Origin of the sequence: Burkholderia sp. BCC1640, from assembly GCF_902833125.1 — a bacterium.
Taxonomy (GTDB): Bacteria; Pseudomonadota; Gammaproteobacteria; order Burkholderiales; family Burkholderiaceae; genus Burkholderia; species Burkholderia diffusa.
This window is the reverse complement of sequence record NZ_CADFEF010000028.1, coordinates 1-17,805: the sequence shown is the minus strand read 5'-3', so window position 1 is coordinate 17,805 and position 17,805 is coordinate 1. Positions and strand designations below refer to the sequence as shown.

Annotated in this window: 18 protein-coding genes; 9 read left to right on the top strand and 9 right to left on the bottom strand. The window is 67.0% G+C overall.

Annotation, left to right across the window (positions count from 1 at the left end; translation table 11 throughout):
• Window positions 1–10: 10 nt before the first annotated feature.
• Window positions 11–1,573 (bottom strand): AMP-binding protein, encoded by a 1,563-nt coding sequence (locus HWX25_RS25720; RefSeq protein WP_175911217.1) that lies wholly within the window; start codon window positions 1,571–1,573, stop codon window positions 11–13.
• A 279-nt stretch (window positions 1,574–1,852) separates the two neighbouring features.
• Here HWX25_RS25720 and ybaK point away from each other — a divergent pair, with 279 nt between their 5' ends.
• Both ybaK and plsY read left to right on the top strand, forming a co-directional pair.
• Window positions 1,853–2,344, top strand: a complete 492-nt coding sequence (gene ybaK, locus HWX25_RS25715; protein ID WP_044848566.1) for a Cys-tRNA(Pro) deacylase — start codon at window positions 1,853–1,855, stop codon at window positions 2,342–2,344.
• Between the two features lie 182 nt (window positions 2,345–2,526).
• Window positions 2,527–3,165, top strand: a complete 639-nt coding sequence (gene plsY, locus HWX25_RS25710; protein WP_059690575.1) for a glycerol-3-phosphate 1-O-acyltransferase PlsY — start codon at window positions 2,527–2,529, stop codon at window positions 3,163–3,165.
• Between the two features lie 94 nt (window positions 3,166–3,259).
• Here plsY and HWX25_RS25705 read toward each other — a convergent pair whose 3' ends face one another.
• The gene (locus HWX25_RS25705; RefSeq protein ID WP_006762345.1) at window positions 3,260–3,745 is read right to left on the bottom strand and encodes a YajQ family cyclic di-GMP-binding protein; all 486 of its coding nucleotides are present in this window, start codon (window positions 3,743–3,745) and stop codon (window positions 3,260–3,262) included.
• A 136-nt stretch (window positions 3,746–3,881) separates the two neighbouring features.
• On the opposite strand from HWX25_RS25705, the gene murB reads away from it, so the two are divergent.
• Entirely contained in the window at window positions 3,882–4,931 is a 1,050-nt protein-coding gene (gene murB, locus HWX25_RS25700) for a UDP-N-acetylmuramate dehydrogenase (protein ID WP_175911215.1), read from the top strand.
• A 121-nt stretch (window positions 4,932–5,052) separates the two neighbouring features.
• Here the strand turns inward: murB and argF are convergent, their stop codons facing one another.
• Window positions 5,053–5,982, bottom strand: a complete 930-nt coding sequence (gene argF / locus HWX25_RS25695) for an ornithine carbamoyltransferase (protein ID WP_059511839.1) — start codon at window positions 5,980–5,982, stop codon at window positions 5,053–5,055.
• Window positions 5,983–6,395: 413 nt separating this feature from the next.
• Between argF and HWX25_RS25690 the strand changes: the two genes are divergently transcribed.
• The gene (locus HWX25_RS25690; RefSeq protein WP_006762342.1) at window positions 6,396–6,716 is read left to right on the top strand and encodes a DUF3579 domain-containing protein; all 321 of its coding nucleotides are present in this window, start codon (window positions 6,396–6,398) and stop codon (window positions 6,714–6,716) included.
• Between the two features lie 147 nt (window positions 6,717–6,863).
• Here HWX25_RS25690 and rpsT read toward each other — a convergent pair whose 3' ends face one another.
• Window positions 6,864–7,136 carry a 30S ribosomal protein S20 gene (gene rpsT, locus HWX25_RS25685; protein WP_006482211.1) on the bottom strand — a complete coding sequence of 91 codons (273 nt, stop codon included), beginning with the start codon at window positions 7,134–7,136 and terminating at the stop codon, window positions 6,864–6,866.
• A gap of 259 nt (window positions 7,137–7,395) precedes the next feature.
• Between rpsT and murJ the strand changes: the two genes are divergently transcribed.
• The gene (murJ, locus tag HWX25_RS25680; protein ID WP_347879266.1) at window positions 7,396–8,991 is read left to right on the top strand and encodes a murein biosynthesis integral membrane protein MurJ; all 1,596 of its coding nucleotides are present in this window, start codon (window positions 7,396–7,398) and stop codon (window positions 8,989–8,991) included.
• 8 nt (window positions 8,992–8,999) lie between these two features.
• Entirely contained in the window at window positions 9,000–9,842 is an 843-nt protein-coding gene (locus HWX25_RS25675; protein ID WP_059528320.1) for a SirB1 family protein, read from the top strand.
• A gap of 78 nt (window positions 9,843–9,920) precedes the next feature.
• On the opposite strand, the gene HWX25_RS25670 is transcribed toward HWX25_RS25675, so the two are convergent.
• The 5 genes from HWX25_RS25670 to lpxK form a co-directional block, all read right to left on the bottom strand.
• Entirely contained in the window at window positions 9,921–10,679 is a 759-nt protein-coding gene (locus HWX25_RS25670) for an SDR family NAD(P)-dependent oxidoreductase (protein ID WP_059701828.1), read from the bottom strand.
• A 212-nt stretch (window positions 10,680–10,891) separates the two neighbouring features.
• Complete coding sequence (adk, locus tag HWX25_RS25665; RefSeq protein WP_059690572.1) at window positions 10,892–11,554, bottom strand: adenylate kinase; 663 nt, start codon at window positions 11,552–11,554, stop codon at window positions 10,892–10,894.
• A 208-nt stretch (window positions 11,555–11,762) separates the two neighbouring features.
• Window positions 11,763–12,554 (bottom strand): 3-deoxy-manno-octulosonate cytidylyltransferase, encoded by a 792-nt coding sequence (gene kdsB, locus HWX25_RS25660; protein ID WP_175911213.1) that lies wholly within the window; start codon window positions 12,552–12,554, stop codon window positions 11,763–11,765.
• A 118-nt stretch (window positions 12,555–12,672) separates the two neighbouring features.
• Window positions 12,673–12,876 carry a Trm112 family protein gene (locus HWX25_RS25655; RefSeq protein ID WP_006750935.1) on the bottom strand — a complete coding sequence of 68 codons (204 nt, stop codon included), beginning with the start codon at window positions 12,874–12,876 and terminating at the stop codon, window positions 12,673–12,675.
• A complete protein-coding gene (gene lpxK, locus HWX25_RS25650) occupies window positions 12,857–13,885 on the bottom strand; it encodes a tetraacyldisaccharide 4'-kinase (protein ID WP_175911211.1) in 1,029 nt (342 codons plus the stop codon). The genes HWX25_RS25655 and lpxK overlap by 20 nt, the downstream gene beginning before the upstream one ends.
• 450 nt (window positions 13,886–14,335) lie before the next feature.
• On the opposite strand from lpxK, the gene xseA reads away from it, so the two are divergent.
• The 3 genes from xseA to HWX25_RS25635 all read left to right on the top strand — a co-directional run bounded on the left by xseA (window position 14,336) and on the right by HWX25_RS25635 (window position 17,683).
• Window positions 14,336–15,718: an exodeoxyribonuclease VII large subunit gene (gene xseA / locus HWX25_RS25645; protein ID WP_059690570.1), complete on the top strand. Its 1,383-nt coding sequence runs from the start codon at window positions 14,336–14,338 to the stop codon at window positions 15,716–15,718.
• Between the two features lie 249 nt (window positions 15,719–15,967).
• Window positions 15,968–16,546, top strand: coding sequence for a superoxide dismutase [Fe] (sodB, locus tag HWX25_RS25640; RefSeq protein WP_044848579.1), 579 nt, complete (start codon window positions 15,968–15,970; stop codon window positions 16,544–16,546).
• Between the two features lie 381 nt (window positions 16,547–16,927).
• On the top strand, window positions 16,928–17,683 hold the full coding sequence (locus HWX25_RS25635; protein WP_175911209.1) for a hypothetical protein: 756 nt from the start codon (window positions 16,928–16,930) through the stop codon (window positions 17,681–17,683).
• Window positions 17,684–17,805: the final 122 nt, after the last annotated feature.

Sequence of the window (17,805 nt, the reverse complement as noted above, 5' to 3'; positions counted from 1 at the left end):
CGCCCGCGCGTCACGCGAGTTCGCGCAGTTTGTGCTTCAGCACCTTGCCCGTCGATGCGGCGGGCAGCGCATCGAGCACGCGGATGCGCGCGGGGCGCTTGTAAGGCGCGAGCCGTTCCGCGCACCACGCCTGCAGCGCGGCCTCGGTCGCGGTCGCGCCCGGCACCAGCTCGACGAATGCGAGCACTTCCTCGTTGCCCTCGACCGCGCGGCCGACGACGGCCGCCTGCACGACGTCCGGGTGCGCGTTCAGCACCTGTTCGATCTCGACCGGATACACGTTGAAGCCCGAGCGGATGATCAACTCCTTGCTGCGGCCCGCGATCGTCACCGAGCCGTCGGCTTCCTGGCGCGCGAGATCGCCGGTGCTCAGCCAGCCGTCGGGCGACACGGCCGCGCGCGTGGCATCCGCGTTGCGGTAGTAGCCGAGCATCACGTTCGGCCCGCGCACGCGGATTTCACCCACTTCGCCCTGCGGCACGTCGGCGCCGTCCGGCGCGACGATCCGCATCTCGACGCCCGGGATCGGCATGCCGACCGAGCAGTCGGCACGCGGCGCGTCGAGCGGCGTCTGCGTGATCGTCGGGCTGCTCTCGGTCATTCCGTAGCCGTTATGCAGCGGCACGCCGTACACACGCTCGACGCGCGCCTTCAGGTCGGCGTCGAGCGGCGAGCCGCCCGAATACGCGAAACGCAGCCGCGGCGCGCGCCACGCGTGCGCGTGCGTATGCAGGTGTTCGAGCAGCTTCGCGTGCATCGCGGGCACGCCCTGGAAGATCGTCACGCCTTCGTCGGTAAGCGCGACGCGCACGGCCTCCGGCGAGAAGCGCGGCGCGAGCCGCAGCGTCGCGCCCGCGTACAGGCTGCCGAGGCAGACCGACGCGAGCCCGTACACGTGCGACACGGGCAGCACCGTGTAGACGAGGTCGTCCGGCGACACGCGGCGCAGCGCGCTCGACGTCGCCGCGATGAACAGCAGGTTGCGGTGCGACAGCATCACGCCTTTCGGCGAACCCGTCGTGCCGGTCGTGTAGATCAGCGCCGCGCACTGCGCGGCGCCATCGGCCGCCACCGGTTCGTCGGGCGCGCTCGGGTCGACGCGGTACGACCACGCGCCGATGTCGACCGGCAGCGCGTCGGCCGGCGTTGCGTCGTGGCGCGCCGCGTGTGTGCGCGCATCGGGCGATGCCTCCGTCGCGAATGCGATCAGCTTCGGCCGCGCATGCGCAGCGATCGCATCGAGTTCGCCGGCCGACAGCCGCGCGTTCGACACGAGCGCCCATGCGTCGACGCGCGCCGCCGCGAACAGCAGCACGATCTGCGCGATGCTGTTTTCCGCGACGATCATCACGCGATCGCCGCCGTGCACGCCGAGGCGCGCGAGCCGCTCGGCGGCTGCATCGACCGCTCGCGACAGCTCGCCGTACGACAGGCGGCGCGCGTCCTCGATCAGCGCCGGATGCGCAGGCGCTTGCGCAGCCCAGCGGGCGGGCACGTCGGCGATGCGCGCGGGCAAGGCGGCGAGCAACGCCGGGACGTCGAGCGGCGCGGATGAACGGACAGGCGAGGACATGGCGTCTCCAGAGGAAGGGCCGGGCGGCGGCGCGGCAAGTTTTGCGAACGATCGTGCCATGACGGCGGGCGCGCCACAATCGGCCAATCGGGCAATAGCACTTCGCGATGTGCGCAATGATGATGGACGGACGCGCCGCGGCGACGGGGGCTCGCCCGGGGCACCGGTGCAAAAGGGCCGCGAGTATACCGCCGGTGCGCGGCCTGCCGCCCCGAACACGGGACGGTGCGGTCGTGTGTCGACGCCCGCCCGGCGGTCGTTCGCCATTAAAATGCCGCCATGAGCAAATCCAGACACGTGTCCGAGACACCCGCGACCCAGCTGCTGCGCCGCCACGGCGTCGCCTTCGGCGAGCATCCGTACGATTACGTCGAGCATGGCGGCACCGGCGAGTCGGCGCGCCAGCTCGGCGTCGACGAACACAGCGTCGTGAAGACGCTCGTGATGGAGGACGAGCACGCGAAGCCGCTGATCGTGCTGATGCACGGCGATCGCACGGTGTCGACCAAGAACCTCGCGCGGCAGATCGGTGCGAAGCGTGTCGAGCCGTGCAAGCCCGATGTCGCGAACCGCCATTCCGGCTATCTGGTCGGCGGCACGTCGCCGTTCGGCACGCGCAAGACGATGCCCGTGTACGTCGAGTCGACCATCCTCGAATTGCCGACGATCTACCTGAACGGCGGCCGCCGCGGCTATCTCGTCAGCCTCGCGCCGGCGGTGCTCACGACGCTGCTCGGCGCGACGCCCGTGCAGTGCGCGAGCGTCGACTGAGGGTTTCACCTTCGTGGCAGGCCGTGCTCGTTCGGTAGAATGAGCGCCGTTTCGGCCGGTCGGCCCGCACGGCCGGCCGCCACGGCCTGCCGGCGGTTCACCGCGACGGCGCCCGCCGCAACCGGCCGGCATGCCGTGCCCGGCCGCCCCTTCACCGATACGTTGAAAGAAGAGTTCTCCGCATGCAGATCCTGCTCGCCGCACTTGTTGCTTACCTGATCGGTTCGGTGTCGTTCGCCGTCGTCGTCAGCGCCGCGATGGGCCTGGCCGATCCCCGTTCGTACGGGTCGAAGAATCCCGGCGCGACCAATGTGCTGCGCAGCGGCAACAAGAAGGCCGCGATCCTGACGCTCGTCGGCGATGCGTTCAAGGGCTGGCTCGCCGTCTGGCTCGCGCGGCACTTCGGGCTGTCCGACGTCGCCGTCGCGTGGGTCGCGATCGCCGTGTTCATCGGCCACCTGTATCCGGTGTTCTTCCGCTTTCAGGGCGGCAAGGGCGTCGCGACCGCGGCCGGCGTGCTGCTCGCCGTGCATCCGGTGCTCGGCCTGGCGACCGCGCTGACCTGGTTGATCGTCGCGTTCTTCTTCCGCTATTCGTCGCTCGCGGCGTTGGTGGCGGCCGTGTTCGCACCGGTGTTCGACGTGTTCCTGTTCGGCACCGGGCACAACCCGGTCGCGTGGGCCGTGCTCGCGATGAGCGTGCTGCTCGTATGGCGCCACCGCGGCAACATCTCGAAGCTGCTGGCGGGGCAGGAAAGCCGGATCGGCGACAAGAAGAAAGCTGCGTCCGATGGCGGTGCGCAGGACGGCGGGAAGGTCTGAGGAAGGGGATGACTGCTGCCGCCCGCCGGGGCGCCCTGCGTGCGGGGCCCGGCGGCGCGGCGTGATCGGTCGACTGCGCGGTCGGCGGCGTCGATCAGTCGCGGAAGTTATTGAAGTCGAGCGGGGTGTCGGTCACGTCCTTGCGCAGCATCGCGATCACGCTCTGCAGGTCGTCGCGCTTCGTGCCGGCCACGCGCACCGCGTCGCCCTGGATGCTCGCCTGCACCTTGATCTTGCTGTCTTTCACGAGCCTGACGATCTTCTTTGCGAGGTCGCCCGTCACGCCCTTCTTCACGGTGACGATCTGCTTGACCTTGTCGCCGCCGATCTTCTCGACCTTGCCGTAGTCGAGGAAGCGCACGTCGACGTTGCGCTTCGCGAGCTTGTTGATCAGCACGTCCTTGACCTGGCCGAGCTTGAAATCGTCGTCGGCGAACAGCGTCAGCTCGCGCTCCTTCTGCTCGACGCGCGCGTCGGAGCCCTTGAAGTCGAAGCGCGTCGAAATTTCCTTGTTCGACTGCTCGATGGCGTTCTTCACTTCGATCATGTTCGCTTCGGAAACGACGTCGAACGATGGCATGGCATTCTCCCTTGAGATGCGGGCGCCCGGCTCGCGCGCGGGCACTCGCTATAATTGCGGACTGTTTGCCATTTTACCGATGCCCCTCCGTTTGCCCAAGGCCGGCCGTGAGCCCGCCCGGCGGACGTGACCGCGAATGCCGATGCCTCCTGACGATTCCGCCCTGTCGCTGCTCCCCGACCATCCGCTTGCCGCGCACAATACGTTCGGCATTGCCGCGAAGGCGCGCTTTGCCGCGCGCATCACGCAGGCGGCGCAGTTCGAGGCGCTGCACCGCGACCCGCGCGTCGCGTCGCTGCCGCAGCTCGTGCTCGGCGGCGGCAGCAACGTCGTGTTCACGCGCGATTTCGACGGCATCGTGCTGCTCGACGAGATCGCCGGCCGCCGCGTCGTGCGCGAGGACGACGATGCATGGTACGTCGAGGCCGGCGGCGGCGAGATCTGGCACGCGTTCGTTGCGTGGACGCTCGAGCACGGGATGCCTGGCCTCGAGAACCTTGCGCTGATTCCGGGCACCGTCGGCGCCGCGCCGATCCAGAACATCGGCGCGTACGGCCTCGAGATGAAGACGTATTTCGACTCGCTGGTCGCCGTCGAGCTCGCGACGGGGCGCAGCGAGCGCTTCGACGCCGCGCGCTGCGCGTTCGGCTATCGCGACAGCTTCTTCAAGCGGGAAGGGCGCGGCCGCTTCGCAATCGTCGCGGTGACGTTCCGGCTGCCCAAGCGCTGGACGCCGCGGCTCGGCTACGCCGATGTCACGCGCGAGCTCGATGCGCGCGGCATCGCGCCGGACGCGGCAACGCCGCGCGACGTGTTCGACGCGGTCGTCGCGATCCGCCGCGCGAAGCTGCCCGATCCGCTCGTGCTCGGCAACGCGGGCAGTTTCTTCAAGAATCCGGTGATTGACGCCGCGCAGTTCGACGCGCTGCGCGCGCGCGTGCCCGAAGTCGTGTCGTATCCGCAGCCGGACGGACACGTGAAGCTCGCGGCCGGCTGGCTGATCGACCGCTGCGGCTGGAAGGGGCGCGCGCTCGGCGCGGCGGCCGTGCACGACCGGCAGGCGCTCGTGCTGGTGAATCACGGCGGCGCGACTGGGGCCGAGGTCCTCGCGCTGGCGCGCGCGATCCAGGACGACGTGCGCGAGCGGTTCGGCGTCGAGCTCGAACCCGAGCCGGTGTGCCTGTAACGCGGCGCTTCGTACCGCGCATTTCATTCGCTTTCGCCCCGTACAAACAAAAAGCGCCGATCGTCGATCGGCGCTTTTTTTTCGCATGCCGGCCGATGCCGGCGGGCCGCGGGTGCTGCGATCAGTGCTTGAGGCGGCCGAGCAGCAGGAACTCCATCAGCGCCTTCTGCACGTGCAGGCGGTTTTCCGCCTCGTCCCACACGACGCTCTGCGGGCCGTCGATCACGCCGGCCGTCACTTCCTCGCCGCGGTGCGCGGGCAGGCAGTGCATGAAGAGCGCGTCCGCGTTTGCGTGGCCCATCATTTCCTCGTCGACGCACCAGTCGGCAAATGCCTGCTTGCGCGCTTCGTTCTCGGCTTCGAAACCCATGCTCGTCCACACGTCGGTCGTCACGAGATCGGCGCCCTTGCACGCTTCGTTCGGATCGTCGAACACCTCGTAGAACGGCGCGCTGTCCGGCGACACGAGCTTCATGTCGAGCGCGTAGCCCGGCGGCGTCGACAGGCGCAGCTTGAAGCCGAGGATCTGCGCGGCTTCGATCCACGTGTACAGCATGTTGTTCGCATCGCCGACCCAAGCGACCGTCTTGCCGGCGATCGGGCCTCGGTGCTCGTAGTACGTGAAGATGTCGGCGAGTACCTGGCACGGGTGGTATTCGTTGGTCAGGCCGTTGATCACCGGCACGCGGGAATTTTCCGCGAAGCGCGTGATCACGTCCTGCTCGAACGTGCGGATCATGATGATGTCGACCATCCGCGAGATGACCTGCGCGGAATCCTCGACCGGCTCGCCGCGGCCGAGCTGCGTGTCGCGCGTGCTCATGAACACCGCGTGGCCGCCGAGCTGGAAGATGCCGGCTTCGAACGACAGGCGCGTGCGCGTCGAGCTCTTCTCGAAGATCATCGCGAGCGTGCGGTCGTGCAGCGGGTGATAGGTCTCGTAGTTCTTGAACTTGCGCTTCAGGATACCCGTGCGTTCGAGCACGTACTCGTAGTCTTCCAGCGAGAAATCCTTGAACTGCAGGTAGTGACGAATGGTTTTGGCGGTCATGAAACGAGATACGGCGGGTCTGGACCGGCAGCGGGGCCGGACGGCGCCGCCGTCGGGTGTGGATAACTCAAAGCAGCATAAAGGATTTTCTGTGCTTTGACGAGCCGCGCCGAAAACCGGGGCGGGATCGTCGCGCGCACGGGAGGATGCCGGAAGAGGGGCCGCGAGACGACGCGCGATGTCGCGCTGCGGTATAATCCAAAAGTTTTCTCCAGCCCGGCAGGCAAGGCTCTTCGCGCTCTGCCGGACACAAGCCATGCGCTGCACAAATCCGGTGCGGCGCGCCGGCGGCACGCAGCGACGTCCTGTTTTCGGGATATCGGAGCGCATGTGTCGCCGTCCACTCCAGCTTTGTGTTCGCGTATCCAGGCGCCGTCGCCTGGACATCGCCGGGCCGTCACTTGGGTAACCACATGGCTGAAACCCCTCCGACCGAATTCTTCATCCAGGGCATCACGAAAGACGGGAAAAAGTTTCGCCCGAGCGACTGGTCGGAGCGTCTGGCCGGCGTGATGGCCTGTTTCGGGCCGGGTGCGAGCGGGCCGAACGCGCGCCTGAAATATTCGCTGTACGTGCGCCCGACGATGCTCGGCGACCTGAAATGCGTGATCCTCGATTCCCGGCTGCGCGACATCGAGCCAATGGCGTTCGATTTCGTGCTGAACTTTGCGAAGGACAACAACCTCGTCGTCACCGAGGCGTGCGAGTTGCCGGACTACAACGAGAAGAAGTGAGTTGGGCGGGCGAGGGGAGCATCCCGCGCCCGCGTCTGACGGTCGCCCGGCGCGATGCGCAGGCGACGCACGACAAAAAGCCCGCCTAGGCGGGCTTTTTTGCGATCGCAGGAAACAGGAACGCCCGCGAGAGCGGGCGCACCGGATTTACGCTGCTGCCTGCAGACCCTTGACGGCTGCGGCGAGGCGGCTCTTGCTGCGAGCGGCCTTGTTCTTGTGAACGATCTTCTTGTCGGCGATCGTGTCGATCGTCTTCACGGCAGCCTTGAACAGCTCGGCAGCCTTTGCCTGGTCGCCGGCTTCAACAGCCTTGCGAACCGACTTGATCGCGGTACGGAATTTCGAGCGCAGCGCCGAGTTGTGCGAATTTGCCTTCGCGGCTTGGCGGGCGCGCTTGCGTGCTTGTGCGGAGTTAGCCATGACGGTTCCTTATCCTGTCCTGTTTCCAGAGCTTGGAGCCTGACGGCCAAGCGCTGCTTTTCGATCCGTCCCCTGAGAACGATTGCCCAGGGGCGCATAAAAAACGGTGATTTTAACCGAGGCCGAGACATGAAAACGACAGGCGCCGTGCATGTAACAGGCTCAGAAACCGGCGATTATAGCAACAAAATCAAGCGCGTGGCAAGGTCAACGTGACGTCGGTCGGACGGGGGCGTCGGCGACGTGGGCCCTTTTCGGCATCCGTCCGTGCCGGGACACGCAACGTCCGTATAATAAGCGCCCCATGAATCTATTCCGAGCCCTGCTGACGGTCAGCGGCTTCACGCTGCTGTCGCGCGTGACCGGACTGGCCCGCGAGACGCTGATCGCCCGTGCGTTCGGCGCCAGTCAATACACCGACGCGTTCTACGTCGCTTTCCGCATCCCGAACTTGCTGCGCCGCCTGTCCGCCGAAGGCGCGTTCTCGCAGGCGTTCGTGCCGATCCTGGCCGAGTTCAAGAACCAGCAGGGGCACGATGCGACCAAGGCGCTCGTCGACGCGATGTCGACCGTGCTCGCCTGGGCGCTCGCCGTGCTGTCGGTCCTCGGGATCGCTGGCGCGTCGTGGGTCGTGTTCGCGGTCGCGTCCGGCCTGCATACCGACGGGCAGGCGTTCCCGCTCGCGGTCACGATGACGCGGATCATGTTCCCGTACATCGTGTTTATCTCGCTGACGACACTCGCGTCCGGCGTGCTGAATACCTACAAGAGCTTCTCGCTGCCGGCGTTCGCGCCGGTGCTGCTCAACGTCGCGTTCATCGCCGCGGCCGTGTTCGTCGCGCCGCACCTGAAGGTGCCGGTCTACGCGCTCGCATGGGCCGTCATCGTCGGCGGCGTGCTGCAGTTCATCGTGCAACTGCCGGGGCTGAAGAAGATCGACATGGTGCCGCTGATCGGCCTCAACCCGGTGCGCGCGCTGCGTCATCCCGGCGTGAAGCGCGTGCTCGCGAAGATGGTGCCCGCGACGTTCGCGGTGTCGGTCGCGCAACTGTCGTTGATCATCAACACCAACATCGCGTCGCGGCTCGGGCAGGGCGCCGTGTCGTGGATCAACTACGCCGACCGCCTGATGGAATTCCCGACCGCGCTGCTCGGCGTCGCGCTCGGCACGATCCTGCTGCCGAGCCTGTCGAAGGCGCACGTCGACGCCGATTCGCACGAGTATTCGGCACTGCTCGACTGGGGGCTGCGCGTCACGTTCCTGCTCGCGGCGCCGAGCGCGCTCGCGCTGTTCTTCTTCGCGACGCCGCTCACCGCGACGCTGTTCAACTACGGCAAGTTCGACGCGCATACGGTCACGATGGTCGCGCGCGCGCTCGCGACCTACGGGATCGGCCTTGTCGGCATCATCCTGATCAAGATCCTCGCGCCGGGCTTCTACGCGAAGCAGGACATCAAGACGCCCGTGAAGATCGCGATCGGCGTGCTGATCGTCACGCAGATCTCGAACTACGTGTTCGTGCCGCTGATCGGCCATGCGGGCCTCACGCTGAGCATCGGCGTCGGCGCATGTCTGAACTCGCTGCTGTTGTTCCTCGGGCTGCGCAAGCGCGGCATCTACCAGCCGTCGCCGGGCTGGCTGCGCTTCTTCATGCAACTGATCGGCGCGGCGCTCGTGCTCGCGGGCCTGATGCACTGGTGCGCGATCAGCTTCGACTGGACCGGCATGCGTGCGCAGCCGCTCGATCGCATCGCGCTGATGGCGGCGTGCCTGGTGCTGTTCGCTGCACTATATTTCGGTATGTTGTGGGTGATGGGCTTCAAATACGCTTACTTCAGAAGGCGCGCCAAGTGACGACCGCAATGACCCGCGTCCTCGACTACTTCAGCACGCTCGTGGCGGACGACGACAGTCTGCCCGTCACGGAAACCGCGCTGTCGCTCGCACAGGACGCGTATCCCGACCTCGACCTGCAGGGCACGCTGGCCGAAATCGACATGCTGGCCGCGCGGCTGCGCCGCCGGCTCGCCGACGATGCGGACCTGAAGGACCGCGTCGCCGCGCTGAACGAGTTCTTCTTCCGCGAACTCGGCTTCGCGTGCAATCACAACGATTACTACGACCCCGATAACAGCCACCTGAACGCGGTGCTGAAGCGGCGGCGCGGGATTCCGATCTCGCTGTCGGTGCTGTACCTGGAGCTCGCCGAGCAGATCGGCGTGCCGGCGCGCGGCGTGTCGTTTCCCGGCCACTTCCTGCTGCGCGTGACGCTGCCGGACGGCGACCTGATCATCGATCCGACCAACGGTCATTCGCTGTCCGAAGCCGAGATGGTCGAGATGCTCGAGCCGTACGTCGCGCGCGCGGCGGGCGCGGTCGACAGCGCGTTGCGCGCGCTGCTGCAGCCGGCCACGAGCCGCGAGATCATCGCGCGGATGCTGCGCAACCTGAAGACGATCTACCTGCAGACGGAACGCTGGCAGCGGCTGCTTGCCGTGCAGCAGCGGCTCGTGATCCTGCTGCCGGAACAGCTCGACGAGGTGCGCGACCGCGGCTTCGCCTATGCGCGGCTCGACTATCTGCGCCCGGCGCTCGAGGATCTCGAGCAGTATCTCGGCGAGCGGCCCGATGCGGACGACGCGACCGTCGTCGAATCGCAGGTGACCGAGTTGCGGCAGCGGATGCAGCGCGACGACGAGGACTGAGCCGTCGCGGTAGCGCCGAAACGCCGAACGTGAAAACGCCCGCATCGCGGGCGTTTTTCATTAGCAATTGCGTGGCCCTTACTTCGGCTGCATCCGGATCGCGCCGTCGAGGCGGATTACTTCGCCGTTGAGCATCGGGTTTTCGACGATCTGGCGCACCAGCATCGCGTATTCGTCCGGTTTGCCGAGCCGCGGCGGGAACGGCACCATCGCGCCGAGCGCGTCCTGCACGTCCTTCGGCATGCCGAGCAGCATCGGCGTCTCGAACAGCCCCGGCGCGATCGTCATCACGCGGATGCCGCTGCGCGACAGGTCGCGTGCAATCGGCAGCGTCATGCCCGCGACGCCGGCCTTCGACGCCGCGTACGCGGCCTGGCCGATCTGTCCGTCGTAGGCCGCGACCGACGCGGTGCTGACGATCACGCCGCGCTCGCCGCCGTCGTTCGGCGCGGTCGCCGCCATCGCAGCGGCCGCAAGCCGGATCATGTTGAAGGTGCCGACCAGGTTCACGTTGATCGTTTTCGCGAATACGTCGAGCGGATGCGCGCCGTCCTTGCCGACGGTTTTCGCGGCGGGCGCGATGCCCGCGCAGTTCACGAGGCCGCGCAGCGTGCCCGCGCGCGTCGCGGCGTCGACGGCCGCTTGCGCATCGGCCTCGCTCGACACGTCGCAGCGCACGAACAGACCGCCCAGCTCGGTCGCGAGCGCCGTGCCGGCCGCCTCGTTCAGGTCGGCGAGCACGACCTTGCCGCCGGCCTGCGCGAGCATGCGGGCCGTTCCGGCGCCGAGGCCCGATGCGCCGCCCGTGATTAGAAAGACGTTGCCGCGAATCTCCATCACTGTCTCCTTGGTTTTGGGTCCGATGCCGGTCGATCGGAGGAAAGGCCGGTGCGCCGATCCACACGGCGCACGCGTTCGATCGATTGTACGGGGCGCCGTCGCGCGCCGGCCAGTGCGGCACGGTCGTGCGAATCCAGGTCAGACGAAACGGCTGCAGCAGACGAAAAAAAGCCGCCCGGAAGGGCGGCTCGCGGTGCACGACACTGTGCTTACTTCAGTGCGTCGAACGCACGCTCGCGGATTTCGTCGACGCTGCCGAGGCCCGAGATCTTGCGATACTGCGGGGCCTTCAGGCCATTTTCCTCGCCGCGCTGCGCCCAGTCGCCGTAGTACTTGATCAGCGGCTTGGTCTGCGCTTCGTACACTTCGAGACGCTTCTTGACGGTTTCTTCCTTGTCGTCGTCGCGCTGGATCAGTGGTTCGCCCGTCACGTCGTCCACGCCCTCGACCTTCGGCGGATTGAACTTGACGTGGTACGTGCGACCCGACGCCGGGTGCGTGCGGCGGCCGCTCATGCGCTCGACGATTTCCGAGAACGGGACGTCGATTTCGAGCACGTAATCGATCGCGACGCCGGCGTCCTTCATCGCGTCAGCCTGCGCGATCGTGCGCGGGAAGCCATCGAACAGATAGCCGTTCGCACAATCGGCTTCCTTCAGGCGCTCCTTCACGAGACCGATGATCAGGTCGTCCGTCACGAGCTTGCCTTCGTCCATGAAACGCTTCGCCTCGATGCCGAGCGGCGTGCCGGCCTTGACGGCCGCGCGCAGCATGTCACCCGTCGAGATTTGCGGGATGCCGAACTTTTCCTTGATGAAGTTTGCCTGGGTGCCCTTTCCCGCGCCGGGCGCGCCCAACAGGATCAAACGCATGGTGATATCTCCAGTATGTAGATTCGTGTGGCGAGACGTAAAAGTGTCGGCGACAGCGTGCGCGGGGCTTGCCTTGCGCGCGGCGGACCGGTCTGATGCGGCGCGTCGGCGAAAAGCGACGCGCGGCTGCCGGGGCGGGCCGTGGCTGGGTCAAGCGAGGACGCGCGGGTCGCGGACGGCTCGCACAATCGCCTGATTATGCCACGGGTTATTTTGAACCCGGCCGAAAAAGGGCCTGCACGCGTGCGAGATCGGCCGGCGTGTCGATGCCGGCTTCGGGCGCATGTTCGGTGATCAGCACCGCGATGCGCTCGCCGTGCCACATCGCGCGCAGCTGTTCGAGTTGCTCGGCCTGCTCGATCGGCGCCTGCGCGAGCGACGGATAGGTGCGCAGAAAACGCGCGCGATACGCGTAGAGGCCGATGTGACGATGGACCGGAAAGGCCGGTGCCGGCATGGCCGCAACGTCGGGCCAGTGCGGCTGGTACGCATCGCGGCTCCACGGAATCGGCGCGCGCGAGAAGTACATCGCGACGTTGCGCGCGTCGAGCGCGACCTTCACGATGTTCGGGTTGAACACGTCGGCGGCGGCGTGGATCGGGTGCGCCGCGGTCGCGATCGCGCAGTCCGGATGCGCGGCGAGGTGCGACGCTACGTCGCGCACGAGCGCCGGGTCGATCAGTGGTTCGTCGCCCTGCACGTTGACGACGACGGTGTCGTCGCTCCACCCGAACGTCGCGGCGACTTCCGCGAGCCGGTCGGTGCCCGACGGATGGTCGGCGCGTGTCAGCACCGTTTCGAAACCGTGCTCGCGGGCCGCGTCGAGCACGCTCTGCGCGTCGGACGCGACGAGCACCTGCTGCGCGCCCGCTTCGCGCGCACGCTCGGCGACGCGGACGACCATCGGCTTGCCGCCGAGATCGGCGAGCGGCTTGTTCGGCAGACGCGTCGACGCGAGCCGGGCAGGAATGACGGCGATGAAGGGCTGCGGATGAGTCATCGGGGCTGGGCGGTGAGAAGAGCGGGGCGGGCGGCGCGTCGAAGGCGGGCCGCCCGGGGCAGGGGCCGGCACGCGGCCGCGGCGAACCGTGGCCGGGCGCCGGTGCAGCGCTGCGGCGTCAGCTGCCGGCCGGGCCGGCGGGGTCGACCGGCGTGCCTTCGACGGTCTGGCGTGCTTCGTCGACGAGCATCACGGGGATGCCGTCGCGGATCGGGTAGGCGAGCTTGTCCGCGTTGCAGATCAGCTCCTGCGCGGCGCGGTCATAGTGGAGCGGGCCTTTGCAGATAGGGCACACAAGGATTTCAAGCAGGCGAGCGTCCACGGAGTTTCTCCACAACGAGGGCAATGAGGCGAGGATCGAGCGCGGCTTCGACGGGGACGACCCACAGCCGAGCGTCGCGCCAGGAAGCGCCCAATTTTACTGCATCCTTCTCGGTGATCAGGATCGCATCGACCGCGTCGTCGACGAACGGATTGTCGGCGAACGCGTAGTGGTCGGGCAGCGCGCGCGTCGCCGGTGCGAGGCCGGCCGCGCGCAGCGTCGCGAAGAAGCGTTCCGGCGCGCCGATGCCGGCCGCGGCGAGCACGCGCTCGTTCGCGAATTGCGACAGCGGGCGGCGCAGCGCCGGCTGATCGAGGTGCCACGCGGCGCCCGGCGTGAGCGCGAGCGCATAGGTGTCGGGCCACGGCGGCAGCGCGCCGCTGTACGGATCGTTGACGAGCGTCGCGTCGCGGTGGCGCGACAGCGGCTCGCGCAGCGGCCCGGCCGGCAGCAGGAAGCCGTTGCCGCCGAGCCGGTGGTCGAACACGACGAGCTCGACCGTGCGGGCGAGACGGTAGTGCTGGAGGCCGTCGTCGCTGACGATCACGTCGACGTCCGGGTGCGCGGCGCGCAGCGCCTGCGCGGCCGCGACGCGGTCGGGGCACACCCACACCGGCGCGCCGGTGCGGCGCGCGATCAGCAGCGGCTCGTCGCCGGCCGCGCTCGCGCGCGATGCGGGCGTGACCGCGGTGGGTGCCTTCACGTTCGCGCCGTAGCCGCGCGACACGATGCCCGGCGTGAACCCGGCCGCGCGCAACGCGTCGACGAGCGCGATCACGGTCGGCGTCTTGCCGGTGCCGCCGACGGTCACGTTGCCGACCACGACGACGGGCACGCCGACGTCGGCCGGTTGCTTCCAGCCCTGCGCGTAGGCCGTGCGGCGCAGCGCCGCGCACAGGCCGAACACGCACGCGAACGGCGTGAGCGCCCAGGCGAGGGCGCCGCGTCGCTGCCATTCGCGCGTGAGGCGTGCTTCGAGCCGCGCGAGCGGGCCGCTGGGCGCGCTCATCGGGCCGGATGCGGCGCGTCGTGCACCGCGGCGTGGGACGGATTCATCAAGACGGATTCTCCGTTGGGCGGCGCATGCCGCAAGGTCTTCGGAAGGCGGCACTCTAGCGCGCCGCACGCGGGCGCGGCAAGCGCGGCCGGGCGACGCATCCGATGGGGGCAGATCGGAGCGGGTTGTGGATAACTCTGTGAAAAACTCCCCGCCCGTTCGCGTCAAACGCCCGCCGGATGGACTTCGAATCGGCGTCGAACAAAACTGTAAGGTTTAAAAATATATAAAAATCAACGTGTTACGCGGAATTGTCTGGTTTTTTTCACGGTTTTCAAGCGTTTTTGGCGGACGATTGCCAGAGTGTGGACACCTTCCGCGTGTTGCAGTGCGCGCGGCCGGCGCTGGACGCCGCGCGCGTGTCGGACTATCGTGTCGCCGCCAGCATTCATCCGACCGCCCATGCTTTCCGACTCTCCTTTTTCCGCGCCCGGCGCCACGCGCGGCGGCGACGAAGTGATTCCCGTTTCGGCGCTCAATCGCGCGATTTCGACGATGCTCGAGCGTTCGTTTCCGCTGCTGTGGATCTCGGGCGAAGTGTCGAATTTCACGCGCGCCGCGAGCGGCCACTGGTATTTCTCGATCAAGGACCAGCAGGCGCAGATGCGCTGCGTGATGTTCCGCGGTCGCGCGCAGTACGCGGAATTCACGCCGCGCGAAGGTGACCGGATCGAGGTGCGCGCGGTCGTCACGATGTACGAGCCGCGCGGCGAAGTGCAGCTCAACGTCGAGGCCGTGCGGCGCACGGGCCAAGGGCGTCTGTACGAGGCGTTCCTGCGGCTGAAGGCGCAGCTCGAGGCCGAGGGGCTGTTCGCTGCCGAGCGCAAGCGGCCGCTGCCTGCGCATCCGCGCGCGATCGGCATCGTCACGTCGCTGCAGGCCGCCGCGCTGCGTGACGTGCTGACCACGCTCGCGCGCCGCGCGCCGCACATTCCGGTGATCGTCTATCCGGCGCCCGTGCAGGGTGCCGGTTCCGCCGAAAAGCTCGTCGCGGCCGTGCAGACCGCGAATGCGCGGCGCGAGGTCGACGTGCTGCTCGTCTGTCGCGGCGGCGGGTCGATCGAGGATCTGTGGTCGTTCAACGACGAAGCGCTCGCGCGAGCGATCGCGGCGAGCGAACTGCCGGTCGTCAGCGGCGTCGGCCACGAAACCGATTTCACGATCGCGGACTTCGCGGCCGACCTGCGCGCGCCGACGCCGACCGGCGCGGCCGAGCTCGCGAGTCCGCAGCGCGCGTTGCTGTTGCGCGAGGTTGCCGACCGTCAGCGCGCGCTTGCGCGCAGCCTGGAACGCGGGCTCGAGCAGCGTGCGCAGCAGCTCGACTGGCTCGCGCGCCGGCTGGTCAGCCCGGCCGAACGGCTGCAGCGGCAACGCACGCACGTCGAACAGCTGGCGGTGCGGCTCGCGTCGGCGGCGTCGCGGCCGGTGCGCGACGCGCGCGCGCGTTTCGCGCTCGCGCAATTGCGCTGGCAGCGCGCGCGGCCCGACCCGGCGCAGGCGCGTCAGGCGCTCGCCGGGCTGTCGCAACGTCTCGCGGTGGCGCTGCAGCGCCGTCACGAGCGCGATACCGCGCGCGTGTCGGCCTGCGCGGCGCGGCTCGAGGTGCTGAGCCCGCAGCGCACGCTTGAGCGCGGCTATGCGGCGCTGATCGACACGCAGACCGGCCGCGCGGTGCGCGCGCCGAGCGCGCTGAAGCCGCAGCGCCGACTCACCGTGCATCTTGCGGAAGGCTCGGCCGACGTGTCGCTCGCCGACGTGCAGCCGCGGCTGACCGACACGATGTGACGACGACGACGACGACGGCGTAAGCGAAACGAAGGTCGCGCGCCCGGCGGTCCGGATATACCGGTCGCCGGACGCGGGAACGGATGCTGCGCATCGTCGTCTCGTCCTGCCGGATGAAGCGTCAGCGGCGATTTTCTGCATACCGCGGATAAATGCCCGTGAGTTTGCGGGGATATTCGGACTCGCCTACAATCGGACGCTCGGCAGCATTCAACACAGCCTCCCTACATACTCAACGAAGGAATCGCCATGGCTCATACGCTCCCGCCGCTCCCGTACGCTGAAGACGCACTCGCGCCGACCATCTCGAAAGAGACGATCGAGTACCACTACGGCAAGCATCACCAGGCATATGTGACGAACCTGAACAATCTGATCCCGGGCACGGAATTCGAAAACCTGTCGCTGGAAGAGATCGTGAAGAAGTCGTCGGGCGGCATCTTCAACAACGCCGCGCAAATCTGGAACCACACGTTCTTCTGGAACAGCCTGTCGCCGAACGGCGGCGGCGCACCGTCGGGCGCGCTGGGCGACGCGATCAACGCGAAGTGGGGTTCGTACGACGCATTCAAGGAAGCGTTCACGAAGGCCGCGGTCGGCACGTTCGGTTCGGGCTGGGCATGGCTCGTGAAGAAGGCCGACGGTTCGCTCGACATCGTGTCGACGAGCAACGCCGCCACGCCGCTGACGACGGCCGACAAGCCGCTGCTGACGATCGACGTGTGGGAACACGCGTACTACATCGACTACCGCAACGCACGTCCGAAGTTCGTCGAAGCGTTCTGGAACATCGTGAACTGGGACTTCGCAGCGAAGAACTTCGCGTAAGTCCGGGCTGTAGCGTGACAATATAGTCTGGAAAGTGCAATAGAGATTGGAAAATCCAGACTGGACAGTGCAATAAAGTTTTGAAACTGTAGTGAAATTGAAAGCCCTCGGTATGAGGGCTTTCTGCTTTTTGTGCTCGCTCTTTTGGGTAACCTCGACTTCTAACGGTAGGCGGGCTATCTGCCATCGCATCAACTGGGGGGCAGTGAGAGTAATCTCAATCGCTCCGCGAGCAGTGGGCGGTGACCGCCTAGCCCAAATCTACCTAGCAATGAAAAATCGCAGGGGAGTGCCTGAGGGCGCGGCCTGTCTACGCGACTGAGAGCAGTTCGCCTTGTACAATCACTGCGGCCATACCCCCGTCAACTTTAGCGAGTCAACTTGGCAACCTCACAGCATCCGACTAGTTCCCGCGGTATCTCCAGCGGTGGCGCTGCAGCAGCAGGAGGTATTGGGTTTCAGGCCCAGCTTGGGGCGCTTTTCGGCCTGCAGTTGCTTGCCCAGGTTCCGGTCGACTATGTCCTGGAATTGGGGGCAGCCGTTCCTGTCTGGATTCGCTTTGAGACCGAGGCGCCGGTAGACGATATCCTGGTCGCAACCTCGAAAGGTGGGTTCATCGCGGTGCAGGCCAAGACAACCGTGAACCTCTCGTCCGGGCCTGATGGCGGCTTGGCAAAGACCATCCAGCAGTTCATTCGACACTGGCTTGTCTGCCGCGACGGTCAGGGCGAACAACTTTGGGATCGCTGCCTCGATCCGAGCAAGGATCGACTCGTGCTGGCAGTGGGGCCCACGGCGCCCGCTTCGATTCGCGTAGATCTCCCGGCTGCGCTGAGGTCTTACTCACAGCCATCGCCAAGCGCGATGACGCAAGGTCAGCAAAAGGCACTGGAGGTGTTCGAGATATGCATGCGTGAGGCTTGGGGCAACACTACGGCCGAACCATGGAGTCCGACCGTGCTTCAAAGTGTTGCACAGCTTGTGAGAGTGATGACGTTCGACCCGGCAGGGGCGTACGCCAATGTCATGGAGGGGCTAGCGGGGACGGCGACAACGACGGACCAGGCTCGACCTTTGATCACTGCTCTGACCCAGATCAGCCAGCGCTGGATGACCGAGCGGAGCGGCGGCGACTGACCCTGCCTCGATTCCACGTACAGCAAGAAGTTTGATAACTTTTTGCCTGTATGGAGAAGAACATGGCAGAGAACGTGGTACCGAGACGGCAGTACACGAAGGAATTCAAGGTTGAGGCGGTG